Below are 14,295 nucleotides of genomic sequence, written 5' to 3'. Positions count from 1 at the left end.
TCTTCCTTATTTCGCCGTTTCGGAACTATTGACGACGCAGCGGAATTGAAACCTTCACCGGATCTCCGGTCTTGAACAAAGTGGATGTAACATGTTTTTAGAAATTTCAACAACTCACCAACCGGCAACAGATCTAGGCTTTTTACTGGGCAAACACCCGGATCGCCTGCAGTCCCGAGACCTGTCTTTTGGCAAAGCCCATATTTTCTACCCGGAGGCAACTGCCGAACGATGCAGTGTGGTCTTATTGCTGGAGATCGACGCTATCGCCCTGAGCCGGAATATGACCAAAACCTACGCAGATTCCTTCCAACTCGGACACTACGTAAACGATCGGCCCTATACCGCTTCGTCCTTTATGACGACGGCTATTTCCAAAGTATTCGGCAGTGCCCTGAACGGCAATTGCAAAGAACGTCCCGAACTCGTTGAGCAACCGCTCCCGCTGGAGGTGACGATCAGTGCCTTGTCCAGCCGGGGCGGGGAGACGCTGATCCGCCGGTTCTTCGAGCCGCTGGGTTACGAGCTGGCGCTGAGTACGCAGTTGCTCGACCCGGAGTTTCCCAATTGGGGAGATAGTCCTTACTTCCGGCTACAGTTGCGGCATCACATCAGCCTTCAGGAACTCCTGATGCAACTCTACGTGCTGATCCCGGCTCTGGATAACAACAAACATTATTTCGTGGGAAGTCCTGAGGTAAACAAATTGCTGGATAAAGCCGGCTCCTGGCTGGAAACGCATCCCGAACTACCGCAGATCGCCCGGCGATACCTGCGCCACCAGAAAAGCCTGACAACAATGGCTTTGGAAAAGCTGCAGGACGAGGACAGCGCGCCCCACAGCTTCGGCGCTACGGAACCGGAAGCCAGGCTCGAACAAAACATGAGCCTGCACCAGATCCGGCACCAGGCCGTACTCGCCGTTTTGCAGGATGCCGGCCTCAACAGTATTCTGGACCTGGGCTGCGGAGGGGGTAAGTTCTTAAAGCTCCTGCTCAGTCAAACGGCTATTCCCAAAGTCACCGGTGTGGACGTGAGTTACCGCTACCTGGAAATTGCGAAAAAACGGTTGCACTGGGATGTTATGCCGCCGATGACCAGAGCCCGTATTGAGTTACTGCACGGCGCACTGACCTACCGGGACGACCGTTTGCAGGGCTATGATGCCGCGGTGGCGATCGAAGTGATCGAGCACCTGGATCCGAACCGCCTCCGGGCTTTCGAGCAGTCCGTGTTTCTGTACGCTCAACCGGGAATGGTAGTGATCACGACCCCGAATATTGAATACAACCGCTTATTTGAAAATATGAAACCCGGCAGCCTGCGTCACAGTGACCACCGTTTTGAGTGGACGCGAGCCGAATTTGCGGACTGGACGCAAAAGGTGGCGACTACCTACAGCTATCGGGTAACCGTGGCGGGCATCGGTCCCGAAGATGCCCGGTACGGTTGTCCTTCCCAAATGGCTATTTTCCAACGCTAGATCCCTGTAGACTTTAAAGAAAAAAGAACATGAATAAAATTGAGATCCCAAACCTTTGCCTGGTCGTTTTGATGGGGGCTACTTCCTCCGGGAAGACCAGCTTTGCGAAAAAGCATTTTAAAAGCACAGAAGTGATCAGTTCGGACTTCTGCCGGGGTATTGTCGCTGATGACGAAAATGCCATGGACGCAAATGCGGATACGTTTGATCTATTGCACTATATCGTAGCCAAACGCCTGAAACGAGGCCTGCTGACGGTGGTGGATGCGACCAACGTGCAGGCGGAATCCCGAAAAAAACTGATCGCTCTGGCGCGACAATACCACGTATTCACCATTGGCATCGCCCTGAACCTGCCGGAAAATGTCCTACTGGAAAGAAATGCCCAACGGCCCAACCGGCAATTGGGAAAACACGTCATCCGGCAACACCGTCGCCTGCTGAAATCCTCTTTTCGTACACTGAAGAAAGAGGGCTTTCGTCGCTTTTATGAGCTGAGGAGCCTGGCGGAGATCGATGCGGTAAGCGTGGAACGGCGAAAAGTTTGGTCGGACAAAACCGAATTACAGGGCCCCTTCGATATCATCGGGGATGTACACGGCTGTTTTGCCGAATTGCAGGAGCTGCTTCGGACATTGGGCTACCGCATCACCAAACACCGGGATCGCCAAAAGAACTTCGGCTATACGGTAAAACCGCCGGCTAATCGCAAGGCCATTTTCGTGGGCGACCTGGTAGACCGCGGACCGGCCTCCAACGAAGTACTCCGGCTGGTGATGTCCATGCAGGAGGCCGGGAATGCGCTCGTCGTATGCGGCAACCACGATGACAAACTTCTGCGTAAACTACAGGGACGGAACGTACAGATCAAACACGGCCTGGGAGCAACGCTGGCGCAACTGGAGCAGGAAAGCCCCGAATTTCTGGAAGCGCTTCCGGTGTTCCTGAAGGGGCTGATCAGTCATTATGTGCTGGACGGTGGCCGCCTGGTGGTGGCGCACGCCGGCCTTGGTGCCGATATGCAGGGCCGTACCTCCGGAGCCGTTCGCTCATTTTGCCTGTACGGGGAGACGACGGGTGAAGTAGACGAATTCGGTTTGCCGGAGCGCTACAACTGGGCCAAGGACTACCGGGGCAGTGCCACTGTGGTCTACGGTCATACGCCCGTACCCGCAGCGGACTGGTTCAACAATACGATCGATATCGATACCGGCTGTGTTTTCGGAGGGCATTTAACGGCTTTGCAGTATCCGGAACGGGAACTGGTCAGCGTACCTGCCAGTGAGGTCTATGCCGAAACCAAACGGCCTATCAAAGTAGAGCAAATGGCCGTGGATGCCGCCGACGATCTGCCCAATATTGAAGATGTGATCGGTCGCCGGGCCATTCAGACCCGTTTGAATAAACTGATCTCCATCCGGGAAGAGAATGCCATTGCGGCCCTGGAGGTAATGAGCCGCTTCGCGGTCAACCCCAACTGGCTGATCTATCTGCCGCCCACGATGTCTCCGGTAGAGACCGCTTCCCGGAAAGATTTTCTGGAACACCCGGCGGAAACCTTTGCCTATTTCCAGCGGCAGGGGATCGATGAAGTCATTTGCCAGGAAAAACACATGGGCTCGCGGGCCGTCGTGGTACTGGGCCGTGACGAATCCGTGATCGAGCGAAGATTCGGCATCACCGGTGAGGGCTTTGGTACCATCTATACCCGTACCGGCCGGCCGTTCTTTTCCGAAAAGGAGACGGAGCAGGCGCTGCTGGCCCGGCTTCGGCAGTCACTGGATCAGACGGGATTCTGGGAAGAATTTGCTACCGACTGGGTACTGTTGGACGCGGAATTGATGCCCTGGTCGGCCAAAGCGCAGGTATTGCTCAAAGATCAGTACGCCGCGGTCGGCGCTTCCGGAGAACTGGCCCTGGCGGATAGCCGGAACGCCCTGGCCCGGGCGCAGGCCCGGGGGATCGATACGGGCAGCCTGCTGGATAAGGCGACCGGTGCTCAGGAAAGACTGGCCAAATTCCGCCAGAGTTACCGGCAGTACTGTTGGGAAGTAGATACCCTGGATCAATACCGGCTGGCGCCCTTTCATTTGCTGGCCACGGAGGGCAAAGTACATACGGACCGGCCCCACCGCTGGCATATGGAGCAGATCGCCCGGTGGTCCGCTAAAGATCCCGTTTTGCACGCCACGAATTACCGCGTGGTGAATCTGAACGAACCGGAAGCGGTGCAGGCGGCAACGGACTGGTGGTTGCAGCTCACCGGCAACGGAGGGGAAGGAATGGTGGTTAAACCCATGGATTTTGTGGCTTACCACAAAGGCCGTCCGATCCAGCCAGCGCTGAAGTGCCGGGGCCGGGAATACTTGCGTATCATTTACGGTCCGGATTATACCTTGCCGGAACAGTTGAAGAAACTGAAGAAGCGGGGACTGTCCCGCAAACGCGGTTTGGCCATCCGGGAGTTTGCGCTGGGGGTTGAAGCAATGGAGCGATTTGTGCGGAAAGATGCGCTGAGAAAGGTGCATGAGTGCGTTTTTGGCGTTCTTGCCCTGGAAAGTGAGCCGGTAGACCCCCGACTATAGTGGCAGAACCACTATATTTGGAACATGGCTCTGCAAATTCAAACTGCTTCCACAATTTCGGAAGTCATCGATCAGCTGGATCGCATCATTGACTGGTCGATCCGGGAATCTAACCGCATCGGGTATTTTGCCTGTCTGTACCGCAAAGTCACGGTAGCGGTACAGGCGGGCATCCAAAACGGCACTTTTGAAGACGGTCCGCGTATGGAACGTCTGGATGTGCTTTTCGCCAATCGCTTTCTGGAAGCTTTCCGGCAACACCAGAATCTGGAAAACTGCACGGGAGCCTGGCTCCTGGCTTTTCAGCAGGCCCGGGTGTGGAGGCCGCTGGTGCTACAACATCTGATGCTGGGTATGAATGCCCATATTAATCTGGACTTGGGCGTGGCGGCGGCAGCAACCATGCAGGGAAAACCCATCGAGAATATAAAGGATGATTTTTATAAGATCAACGATATCCTGCTGGATATGATCGATGAGGTACAGGATCAGTTATCCCTGATCTTTCCCCTGCTCAAACGCATCGATCTGATCGGACGGTTCGATGAGATACTGGCCGGTGCGGGTATCGATATCGCCCGCAGGCAGGCCTGGAAGATCGCCCAGGCATTTGCCGCTCATCCAGCCGCCGAATGGGACGACAAGATCCTGGAGCTGGATCAAAAAATACTGAAAACCGGGCAGCGGATCCTGCAACCCGGAAAAGGTGTGTGGATCAGTCTGGGACTTTTTGTGATCCGGCTGGGCGAATACCATACCGTGGGCAAAAAGATCAGTTTGCTGCGGTAGGATCATGGGGCCGGATGACTTACCTCGGCACCTCAATTTTCTGAACAATATCTTTAATGACATCTTTGGCCAGATAACCTTCCATTTCCCGCTCGGGGGTCAGGATGATCCGGTGGTTGAGGGCCGGATAAGCGACGTACTGGATGTCATCGGGTGTTACAAAATCCCGTCCCTGGATGGCAGCGTAAGCTTTAGCTGAGCGGAGGATCGCCAGAGAAGCTCTCGGCGAAGCGCCCAGATAAAGATCACCACTATTACGGGTATGGTGGACCATGGCGGCAATGTAATCGAGCAGTTCATCTTTGATGTAGACCTGTTCCACCAGTCTCCGGCATTGCTTTAATTCCTCCGGATGGAAGACCTTTTGCAGGGTTTCGGTCTGGCCCGGTTTGAAATCATTGCGGAAGCGACGCAGAATGGCCTGTTCCTCGTCCAGCGTAGGGTATTCCAGATTGATCTTAAGTAGGAAACGGTCCAGTTGGGCTTCGGGAAGTTTGTAGGTTCCCTCCTGCTCGATCGGGTTCTGGGTAGCCATCACGAAGAAAGGGAACTCCATGTGGTAGGTGTTACCATCCACCGTAACCTGCAGCTCTTCCATGACCTCAAAAAGGGCAGCCTGGGTTTTTGCCGGAGCCCGGTTGATCTCGTCGATCAGCACGATCTGGGAAAAGATCGGACCGGGATTAAAGGTAAACTCGGAACTCTGCATATTGAAGACCGTCGTACCGACTACATCACTGGGCATCAGGTCCGGAGTGAACTGTATCCGGGAAAAACCCACATCGATGGTGTGTGCGAGTAGTTTGGCCGTCAGCGTTTTCGCGATTCCCGGGACCCCTTCCACCAGTACGTGCCCACCGGCGTAAAGAGCAATGAGCAATTCATCGATGAAGGCATCCTGTCCGATGATCACTTTGTGCAGTTGCTCGCGAATGCGGTCACTGGCCATTTGTACTTTGGTCAGATCCAGGCGCGGGCGACTCCATTCCTCGTGGGAAGAGGGCACCATTTCATTTTGTTCAGATAACTGGGAAGGATCCATTTCCGGAGATGTTTGTTCTGGATCGTTATTTTCGTTCATCATTCATTATTGTTTTCCATGGATCGCAACGCAGGGCGATCATTTGCAATGCCGGTAAAATTGTTCCATCGCCTTATGAAAGTCGATCAGGGTATTCTCGGTAACTATACTGGCATTTTTAATATTGTTGTACATCAAAACGATCTTATCGATAATGGTAGCTTTCACTTCCGATCGTTGTTTGAGTTTCTGCTTAAATTCTTCGTCGAGTTCCAGACCCTGAACGTTGTATTTTTCTCTCACAAAATTGCGGAAGTACTGCATCTTTTGAATCGCCAGTTGTTTGTGATTATTCTGCAGAAAATAAAGATGTCCGATCGTGGTCAGAAACTCCAGGGACGTATTGGTATTCTTGCGCAACACGGGAATGATCCGCTGGCGTCGCCGGGAGAGGAACAGCATATACAGCAGAATGCCGGCCAGCAACAGGTACCAGGCCCAGGTCAGCGCCGGTTTGGACAGGATGAACTGTAATGGGCTTTCCGCACTCAGCAGCCGGTTGCGCGAACCGCTGGGGTTGCGGTCGTTGATGGCCTGGCCCATTCTTTCGGAAACCCGACTGTATTCGTCCCAGTAAATAGGGCCTTCCTGTAAATGGGAAAAGACCTTATCCACATATTCCAGGTTGTTTTCATCCAGCAGATGATAGTTGGTAAATACCAGTGGCGTGCTGTGCAGGTAGAAATTACCCCGGCCGTAGGGCCGCTGGGCGAAATTGATCAGTCCGTCGTTAAAAGTACCGATCGGGACCAGCCCTTCTTCCAGTCCGCAGAAGTAATAATCCTCAAAGTATTTCCACTCGTAGGGTACGGGCGTTCCCTTATCGTAAAATCGGTAGGGATAATCCCGGGAGGCGTGCAGCCCTGGATGTTCAAAATTGGCGCGGATCAGCGTATCGTATTTACTCGAAAAACCGTCCCACCATATGCTATCACACTCTTCAAAATACAGCTCGAACATCAGGTCGAAAGGCAGCACATTGGTTGCAATGACGGCCTGATTACCGTTAGCTACAAAATCCAGTAGCCGCTGGGTATCCGAGGGGCGCAGGTACATCCCGCCGCCGACGAATACGTAATTCGCCCGTGCGCTATCGCCACCCGAAAGAGGAAGGCTCATCGTGAAACTGTCGGTGAGCACCTCGTATTCTTCGTCGGGATAATAGTCCGACAACAATTCGGACATCAGAAAGGTACCATAGGGATCTTTGGAATTGCCCCGGTAACTGACGCTCCAGTCGTGCAGGTCAGAACTGAGGAAATAGGCCAGTACCAAAAGCAGTAGCAAACCGATCACAATGAGCCATATGGTGCGGTTCCCCTTCATGAGCTAAGGGCGGTTTTGGTGACGGAAAGCCGCTCGATGAACTGTTGGAAATCGGGCTCCAACTGCTCGAATGCGGCGGCCGAAAGTGTCCGGTCGCCGTACCAGCAACGCTCAAAAATGCGGGTAACCTCCCGAAATTGCGGAAAGTATTCGTTGCTGCGCATTTCCCGGAGGTATTCGTTGTTGGTTTTGTCGGTTTTCCATTTGATATCCCGCCTTAGGGAGAGTTCCTTCAGAATGGCCAGATAATACAGCCGGATCGCCAGGTTGTAATTTCCGTCGGATTTGGCCCGGCCGATGAAATCGTCCAGATCCGCCTCGTGAATATTTTCTTCTATCTTTTGAATGTCGATATTTTCTTCCGTCGTCCGTTTGATCTTTTTATTCTTGGCCCGCCCGTATCCCAGCATGGATCGCACCAACAGGGCGATGGCGATCGCTCCGATGGCGATCAGGAGAAAACGGGCAATTGCGGTGCCGACACCTTCGCCGAACATGGGGTTATTACGCTGACGATTCGGAGCGTTATTGCGGTCGGGTTGTTGCCGCTGCCGGCGTTGCCGCTCGGTATAGTCGATACCTTCCGTCAGCTCGGACCATTTGCTGCGATCGATCTGCCTTTGCTCAATTTCCGAATCCAGATACCGTTCTTCCGGCGTATTGCTCTCCTGGGCCTGCCCGGTCCATTGGACGAGCAGACTAAGTAACAGGATGGAAGCAATTTTCTTTATCAAATTGAACGGCTTTTTATTGAGCAGTTGAGTTGATTTAAACGTGTATTTTTCAAATGGATTTTCCACTTTGGGCGCTATTCTCTGGCCATTCCCCGGATCTGATTGTTCTCACCGAAGTGTTCCAGACGTTCGCGCAGGTCTCTGGCTTCCTGCACTTCCAGGCGGCTATGGTAAAACAGGGCTATGGAGGCCGTGATCATGCCCATTACCCCGTACAACAGAAATAGGTAGAGGAAAGTAAGAATGATCACGCTGATGTTATTCATCGTATCCTGATCAAAGTTAATGATCCAGCCAATAAGCTCAAAGAAAATCTGGGCCAGGGCCGTATCCGCCAGTGATACAAAGATCATTCCCGTTCCGAAAGTAAGCAGCAGGAGTCCCAGCGATTGCCAGTATCCGGCCCCGAGTAGAGAAAAGCTGCGACCCAGACCGGAGAATAAGTTCCGATCTTCCTGATAGCAGGTATACATCCAGAACAGGACGATACTAAAAACAAAAGCGAACAGCATTAAACTCAGTCCGCTGGATAGATGCAACGCCCCCGCCATCAACAGGCCACCCGCGAGGCAGGCGATCATGCCGGGCACCCGGATCTTCCGGGCTGTTTTATCGGGTTGCATGCGATCGAGTTGCCAGTAGATAAAATAGGCGATCGCCGCAAAGGCCAGGCCGTTGTAGATCCACATCCACGCCGGCTGACTTCCGGTGATCAGAGGGTCGAGTGCTCCGACGATGGCGAATGCCTGAGCGGTATAATACATGAGTTCCTGGGGAGGATCATTACTCAGTGAAAATGCGAGCAGACAGTAGGCCAGACTGAGCCCCGCTAGCAGTACCGTGAGTTTGCCAAAGGCCGTGCGGAAGATCAAAAATGAATCCGCGAAAATGGTGCCGCTGCTTTTGATGGCCCGAAAATCGATCCGCATGGCGCCTTCCGGAGGTAATTCCGTATCCCGGTTCCGGTCTTTCGGCAGCAGCTGGGCCCGTAAAGCCGGGAACCAGACAAAGTAAAGAACCACAAAGATCAAACAGATCAAAATGAAAACAGCCCGGATAAAATCCGGCGTTTCGGTATTTCTCGTCAAAAAACCTTCAATGAAACCGGCAATGATAAAGAGCGGTACGGTGCCGACCATCATTTTCACCCCCCGCCGGGCGGATCGCTGGAAAGCCTGGGTGCGGGTATAGGTGCCGGGGAATACCAGGCCGCGGCCCATGGTCGCTCCCGCCGCTCCGGCAATGATGATGGCGGAGATCTCCAGGGTGCCGTGGGTCCATATCGTCAGAAAGGAATCCCAGAATAAGCCCCGTTCGATGAAAAAATACTGGAAAGCGCCGATCATAAAGCCGTTGCGGGCAATAATGACCAGTGATCCGATGGAAAAGAACACGCCCAGCACAAAAGTGAGCAGGGCGACGAATATATTGTTGACCGTAATACCCATTGACATGCCGAAAGGCGCGAGCTGTTTGTAAACAGCCATCGGATCCCCGGATTCAATGTTGGAAAGCGTCATATCTATGTAGGACTCTCCGAGCACAACTTCGGCAAAGCCGGCGTCCAATGCCGATGAAAGGGCACCGATACTAAAAGTCAGCGCAAATACCAGAAAGGAGACCAGCAGGTCCTTCCGGGCTTCGTACATCAGCAGGGGAAGTTCATCCATCCAGAACTTCAGAAAACGCCCCCAGCGGGAGCGCCGGTGTTTATAGATGCTGATGAAGATCCGCTGTGCGAGACCGTTGAGATACACCCGTACCGATCGATTGGGATAAAATGTGCGGGAGTAGGAGAGGTCATCGGTGATCTGCACGAACAGGTCATTGAGCTTATCGGCGCGCTTGTGCTGGCCGTCGAGGAACCCTTCGAATTCCTGCCACTTTTCCTGGTTTTGCTCAATGAATTTGGTTTCGCGCATGATGGGGAAATGATAAAAAAGTATAAGTTGCGTTATTTTAGGGAAATATTTGAATAAATTCAATTCCTTTGACTTTTTTGTACGATAATTCTGCTATCGATGGCGAGTATTGAAATACGTACTACCCAGAATGTGACGATCGAATACGACGCAGCAACGCTTTGGGAGCGGCTGATCGCCAGTTTGATCGATGGCATTATCGTCCTGGCCATGTATCTGCTGCTGAGCCTGCTTGTGATCAGTGCGGGTGACAGCAATCTGATCGAAGCCGATGAGGGATGGCATATGTTTCTGGGATTGATGCCGGTGGCCGGCTTTATGCTTTACAACTTCCTTTCGGAGATCCTGAACAACGGACAAACCTGGGGCAAAAAGGCCATGGGGGTAAAGGTGATCCGGCTCGATGGAAAAGAGGCCGGACTGAGTGACAGCCTGCTGCGAGCCGTTTTCTATATCGTTGACGGCTTGTTGACGATCGGTATCCTGGGCTCTATCCTCATCGCTTCCACGGCAAAAAAACAACGGCTGGGAGATATGACGGCCAACACGACCGTCATCAAATTGAAGCCTAATCTGCGTTTCGGGCTGGAAGATATTTTACGGATCAATACCCTCGATAATTACGAGCCGCAGTACCCGGGGGTACGCCAGTACAGCGAGCAGGATATGCTTTTTATCAAAAATGTGCTTTCCCGCTATCGCAAGCACCCCAATGCCGCCCACCGTCAGGTGATCAATGAACTGGTAGCCCGGATACAACAGCAACTGGCCCTGCCGCAGATCCCGGCCGATAAACCGGAATTTCTGAAGATACTGATCCGGGATTATATCGTACTCACCCGTTAGGATACCGAAGGTGTATGAAGCGAGAATTTCTGTTAAATATCGGTTTCCTGATCGTAGTGAACCTGCTGATCAAACCCTTCTATATCTTCGGTATTGACCGAACGGTGCAAAATACCGTGGAGGCGCGGGAATACGGCCTGTATTTTACGCTGTTCAATTTTACTTTTCTCTTTCAGATCATTAACGATTTCGGACTGCAGAATTTCAACAACCGGCACTTATCCCAGCATCGGCAGTTGCTGGCGAAGTATTTTCCCTCTTTTCTTATGCTGAAATTTTTGCTGGCCATTTTGTATCTATTGGTGCTGTACGTAGCCGCCAATCTAGCCGATTATCCGGACGAATATTTCCACATGCTGTGGCTAATCGGCGTCAATTGCATTTTGCTGAGCCTGGTGCTTTATCTGCGTTCCAATGTTTCGGGCCTGGGTTGGTACCGGACGGACAGTCTGCTCTCTGTTCTCAACCGAAGCCTGATGATCGTGGTGTGTGGTATTTTGCTGTGGAACCCCGCCTGGAAAGGCGATTTTCGAATTGAATGGTTTGTGTACGCCCAGACTTTTACGCTGGTATTAACCGCCCTGGTCGCCTTCGCAGTGATCTTCCGGGAACTAAAAAACTGGGTATTCCGCCTGCGTCCGGTATACCTGCTCCTCATTCTGAAGAAAAGCTATCCCTACGCTTTGGTCATCTTCCTGATGACGGTCTACACCCGCATCGATGGCGTGATGATCGAGCGTTTGCTCGCCGATGGTACCCGGGAGGCGGGGATCTACGCCATGGCCTACCGGTTGCTGGATGCCGCCAATATGTTCGGCTTCCTGATCGCGGGCCTGTTGTTGCCGATGTTCGCCCGGATGCTGCGGGACCGTCAGTCCGTTTTTCCACTGCTGAATCTGAGTTTTCGCATCGTCTGGGTGGTAAGCATCGGGCTGGCTTTTGCTGTGTTCTTTTTTCGCGAACGCATTATGACGGGCCTGTACGTAGAAGGCGATGCCTACAGTGGAGATGTGCTGGGGTATCTGATCCTGAGCTTTATCGCAGCTAGTGGTACCTATATCCACGGTACCCTGCTTACAGCCAATGGCAGCATGTTGAAAATGAACCTCATTTTTGTGATAGGAGTCATATTGAACGTATTGCTCAACTGTTGGCTGATCCCCGAAATGCAGGCACTGGGGGCGGCGCTGGCCACCTGTATTACCCAATTTGTGGTTTGGCTGGCCCAGGTCGAATTGGTACGTCGGATATTCGGCAAACCCTTACAGTGGCGTCTGCTGGGCCAATTTGTATTGTTCGCAGTCGCCTGCCTGCTGTCTTTCCAGTGGCTGGCCGGCTTGCAGGGCAAGTGGCTGTGGTATTTTCTACTCTGTTTTCCGCTTACCGGAGCGCTGGCCTTTGTATTTGGTCTGGTGACGCGGCGGCAAATTTTGGAATTACTCTCCGGAAGGGATAATTTTGGTTGGTGAGATAAGCCCGACGCGGAGTAGTTTAGGGAAAATCCTAAACCACTTCGATCAATATGATCGCGTTCGGCCGGCAAAATCAGACTGTATGAATTTTTCCGTATGGATATCGCTTTTGGTAATGATCTTTCCTTTTTCCGGGGAACCAGTACCGTCCCACGGTTTGTACCTCGGTGTGGTGCAAATTGATCATAGCGATGCCGGAACCAATGCCCGGATCATGGTGAAGGTATTTACCAATGACCTGGAGGACGTAATCCGGGCGGCCCATCCGGAAACTTTCGAACGCGGAAGCACGGAAACTTTTTGCGATCGCAACCGCGATCCGATCGAAGCTTATTTTCGGGAAAACTTACAGTGTCAAATCAACGGTGTGCTAAAGGAGCTTAAGTTTTTGGAAGGAAGTCAGAAGAACGATGTTTTTTGGTTGCAATTTGAATTGCAGGCTCCGGAGCAATGGGAAACTATTTCCGTCAGGGCTTCTTTCTTTATGGAGATCTTTTCCGATCAGTCCAATATCGTACAGGTGATCAACGGAACCGATAAGCGATTCGCCAGATTGACAAAAGCCGCCTCCCTGGCAGAATTTACCTTCTAATCGCATTTTGTCGACGGCTCACTTCCTATTTGATGAGATACTTTGTCGGTGAGTTTTCATAAAACAACAAAGGCCCTCTCGGTGACAAAAGTGCGCACCGAGAAAGGGCCTCTGATGAAGGATTTTTGTTAATTAATTGCTCTAACAATTAAATTCCTATATGGTCTAAATTTTTTGCAACCCGTCGGAGAAAGTAGAACCAAGCGGCGCTGAGCCCGTCAATTTTCTGAAGGGCAGACTCCAATAACCGAATGAATATTTGAAGCAGTCTTTTTGCGTGCTATCTCCTCCTCTTATTATCCGGACAAGTTGCTGAACTTGAACTATAAAAATACCTAAACCTAATTCTCTGTTTTTCGTTTCGTGGTTATATTATACCGGGAAGGTAACCTGGATGGACTTAGACAGTTCGTCCAGGAGATCCGGTGAAGAAGCAGGTACGGTCAGGATCGTTGTGATATAGGAATCGTTCAACAGATTGATTTGTACCAGCTGTATTTCGTAATTATATTTCATTTTGGCCCATCCGTAGGCTTCATCGGTATATAGCTCTACCAATTCCACTTCCATGGGTTTTTCTTTGATCGTTTTGAAGTAGTTATCGAGAATACCCTCTACGGACCAGTCCATCACGTTGTAGGCACCGATAATATCGGCTTCAATGACGCCTTCCTGGGCGTACATGGTGACTCCGTCTCCGTTATCCGAGTAGACTTTTTCGGAAAAGTAGCCACTTGGATAAGTAACACAGAATTCAAATCGTTCATTACAGTATTCCTCCTGCTCTACGGGTGTGGCGAAAGTGCCGTTAAACCCCACCAGGGGAAGGATTGCGAATATTAAATTGAGGAAAAACATAACTTTGTTTTTTATTATTGAAACCCTGAATGGAGGGTTCATGTTCGTTTTTTTACTTATCCGACAGCCAGAACACCATGAATAAGAACCCGATCGGACTGCATATTCTTTTTGCTTTTTTAGGGCTAGGTATCAGTCTGTTACTGCTCGGAGTAGGTGCACAGTTTATCATTGAGATCCAGCGATATGATACCTATAACGACGATGGCGACCTCCTTGCCGGCACGGCCTTTTGCATCGGTGGGATCGTTTGTCTGATCTTCTCCATTGCGCTTATCCTGCGTCTGGACTGGGCACGCATTGCTTTTCAGGTTTTACTCATCCTCGGAGGGATTGTCTGGCTTACTTTTATGGTTTTTTTAGCGGCGGACAGCCCCCGGGCCTGGGCGGTGATAACCGGAATGGCCGCCGCCGGAGTGATGGTGGTGATTTTTGGAGTATTATTTTTAGAAAGCGCCTATTTTCAGCAAGATCTGCGCAAAGGACACCCACCGGGAAAAGATCATTGGGATATTTTGGATCAATAAATTGTAAATAACCGCGGTCTGATTGCGAACGCCCTTTTTAGTTTGTTTTGTAAGTGATTGATATATAGCATTTTGCGAAA

12 protein-coding genes are annotated in these 14,295 nt (G+C 51.6%); 7 read left to right on the top strand and 5 right to left on the bottom strand.

Annotated elements, in window-relative coordinates; translation table 11 throughout:
• Positions 1–91 precede the first annotated feature (91 nt).
• Genes CRP01_RS25455 through CRP01_RS25445 form a run of 3 tightly spaced genes read left to right on the top strand, consistent with a single transcriptional unit; the run spans position 92 to position 4,857 of the window.
• A complete protein-coding gene (locus CRP01_RS25455) occupies positions 92–1,483 on the top strand; it encodes a 3' terminal RNA ribose 2'-O-methyltransferase Hen1 (RefSeq protein ID WP_099152939.1) in 1,392 nt (463 codons plus the stop codon).
• Between the two features lie 29 nt (positions 1,484–1,512).
• Positions 1,513–4,068, top strand: a complete 2,556-nt coding sequence (locus tag CRP01_RS25450; RefSeq protein WP_099152938.1) for a polynucleotide kinase-phosphatase — start codon at positions 1,513–1,515, stop codon at positions 4,066–4,068.
• Between the two features lie 24 nt (positions 4,069–4,092).
• A complete protein-coding gene (locus CRP01_RS25445; RefSeq protein ID WP_099152937.1) occupies positions 4,093–4,857 on the top strand; it encodes a DUF5995 family protein in 765 nt (254 codons plus the stop codon).
• 19 nt (positions 4,858–4,876) lie between these two features.
• On the opposite strand, the gene CRP01_RS25440 is transcribed toward CRP01_RS25445, so the two are convergent.
• The 4 genes from CRP01_RS25440 to CRP01_RS25425 all read right to left on the bottom strand — a co-directional run bounded on the left by CRP01_RS25440 (position 4,877) and on the right by CRP01_RS25425 (position 9,920).
• Positions 4,877–5,941, bottom strand: coding sequence for an AAA family ATPase (locus CRP01_RS25440; RefSeq protein ID WP_233752759.1), 1,065 nt, complete (start codon positions 5,939–5,941; stop codon positions 4,877–4,879).
• A gap of 36 nt (positions 5,942–5,977) precedes the next feature.
• Positions 5,978–7,264, bottom strand: coding sequence for a DUF4350 domain-containing protein (locus CRP01_RS25435; protein WP_099152936.1), 1,287 nt, complete (start codon positions 7,262–7,264; stop codon positions 5,978–5,980).
• The gene (locus CRP01_RS25430) at positions 7,261–7,998 is read right to left on the bottom strand and encodes a DUF4129 domain-containing protein (RefSeq protein ID WP_143473531.1); all 738 of its coding nucleotides are present in this window, start codon (positions 7,996–7,998) and stop codon (positions 7,261–7,263) included. Before CRP01_RS25430 ends, CRP01_RS25435 begins: the two co-directional genes overlap by 4 nt.
• 74 nt (positions 7,999–8,072) lie before the next feature.
• Positions 8,073–9,920, bottom strand: a complete 1,848-nt coding sequence (locus CRP01_RS25425) for a stage II sporulation protein M (protein WP_099153037.1) — start codon at positions 9,918–9,920, stop codon at positions 8,073–8,075.
• A gap of 99 nt (positions 9,921–10,019) precedes the next feature.
• Between CRP01_RS25425 and CRP01_RS25420 the strand changes: the two genes are divergently transcribed.
• The 3 genes from CRP01_RS25420 to CRP01_RS25410 all read left to right on the top strand — a co-directional run bounded on the left by CRP01_RS25420 (position 10,020) and on the right by CRP01_RS25410 (position 12,830).
• On the top strand, positions 10,020–10,766 hold the full coding sequence (locus tag CRP01_RS25420; protein ID WP_099152934.1) for an RDD family protein: 747 nt from the start codon (positions 10,020–10,022) through the stop codon (positions 10,764–10,766).
• A 14-nt stretch (positions 10,767–10,780) separates the two neighbouring features.
• Positions 10,781–12,235, top strand: a complete 1,455-nt coding sequence (locus tag CRP01_RS25415) for an oligosaccharide flippase family protein (protein ID WP_099152933.1) — start codon at positions 10,781–10,783, stop codon at positions 12,233–12,235.
• An 85-nt stretch (positions 12,236–12,320) separates the two neighbouring features.
• A complete protein-coding gene (locus tag CRP01_RS25410) occupies positions 12,321–12,830 on the top strand; it encodes a DUF6702 family protein (protein ID WP_099152932.1) in 510 nt (169 codons plus the stop codon).
• A gap of 372 nt (positions 12,831–13,202) precedes the next feature.
• Here CRP01_RS25410 and CRP01_RS25405 read toward each other — a convergent pair whose 3' ends face one another.
• A complete protein-coding gene (locus CRP01_RS25405; protein ID WP_099152931.1) occupies positions 13,203–13,688 on the bottom strand; it encodes a hypothetical protein in 486 nt (161 codons plus the stop codon).
• 77 nt (positions 13,689–13,765) lie between these two features.
• Between CRP01_RS25405 and CRP01_RS25400 the strand changes: the two genes are divergently transcribed.
• A complete protein-coding gene (locus CRP01_RS25400) occupies positions 13,766–14,215 on the top strand; it encodes a hypothetical protein (protein ID WP_143473530.1) in 450 nt (149 codons plus the stop codon).
• The last annotated feature ends 80 nt before the right edge of the window (positions 14,216–14,295 follow it).

The organism is Flavilitoribacter nigricans DSM 23189 = NBRC 102662 (assembly GCF_002646595.1).
GTDB lineage: Bacteria > Bacteroidota > Bacteroidia > Chitinophagales > Saprospiraceae > Flavilitoribacter > Flavilitoribacter nigricans.
Note: the sequence above shows the minus strand (reverse complement) of the source record. Positions and strands in the feature narration are given on the sequence as shown.

Excerpts from the sequence above, each read along its gene's own strand:
- CRP01_RS25455 (WP_099152939.1), top strand. The coding sequence starts at position 92 with ATGTTTTTAGAAATTTCAACAACTCACCAACCGGCAACAGATCTAGGC.
- CRP01_RS25450 (WP_099152938.1), top strand. The coding sequence starts at position 1,513 with ATGAATAAAATTGAGATCCCAAACCTTTGCCTGGTCGTTTTGATGGGG.
- CRP01_RS25445 (WP_099152937.1), top strand. The coding sequence starts at position 4,093 with ATGGCTCTGCAAATTCAAACTGCTTCCACAATTTCGGAAGTCATCGAT.
- CRP01_RS25440 (WP_233752759.1), bottom strand. The coding sequence starts at position 5,941 with ATGATGAACGAAAATAACGATCCAGAACAAACATCTCCGGAAATGGAT.
- CRP01_RS25435 (WP_099152936.1), bottom strand. The coding sequence starts at position 7,264 with ATGAAGGGGAACCGCACCATATGGCTCATTGTGATCGGTTTGCTACTG.
- CRP01_RS25425 (WP_099153037.1), bottom strand. The coding sequence starts at position 9,920 with ATGCGCGAAACCAAATTCATTGAGCAAAACCAGGAAAAGTGGCAGGAA.
- CRP01_RS25420 (WP_099152934.1), top strand. The coding sequence starts at position 10,020 with ATGGCGAGTATTGAAATACGTACTACCCAGAATGTGACGATCGAATAC.
- CRP01_RS25415 (WP_099152933.1), top strand. The coding sequence starts at position 10,781 with ATGAAGCGAGAATTTCTGTTAAATATCGGTTTCCTGATCGTAGTGAAC.
- CRP01_RS25410 (WP_099152932.1), top strand. The coding sequence starts at position 12,321 with ATGAATTTTTCCGTATGGATATCGCTTTTGGTAATGATCTTTCCTTTT.
- CRP01_RS25405 (WP_099152931.1), bottom strand. The coding sequence starts at position 13,688 with ATGTTTTTCCTCAATTTAATATTCGCAATCCTTCCCCTGGTGGGGTTT.
- CRP01_RS25400 (WP_143473530.1), top strand. The coding sequence starts at position 13,766 with ATGAATAAGAACCCGATCGGACTGCATATTCTTTTTGCTTTTTTAGGG.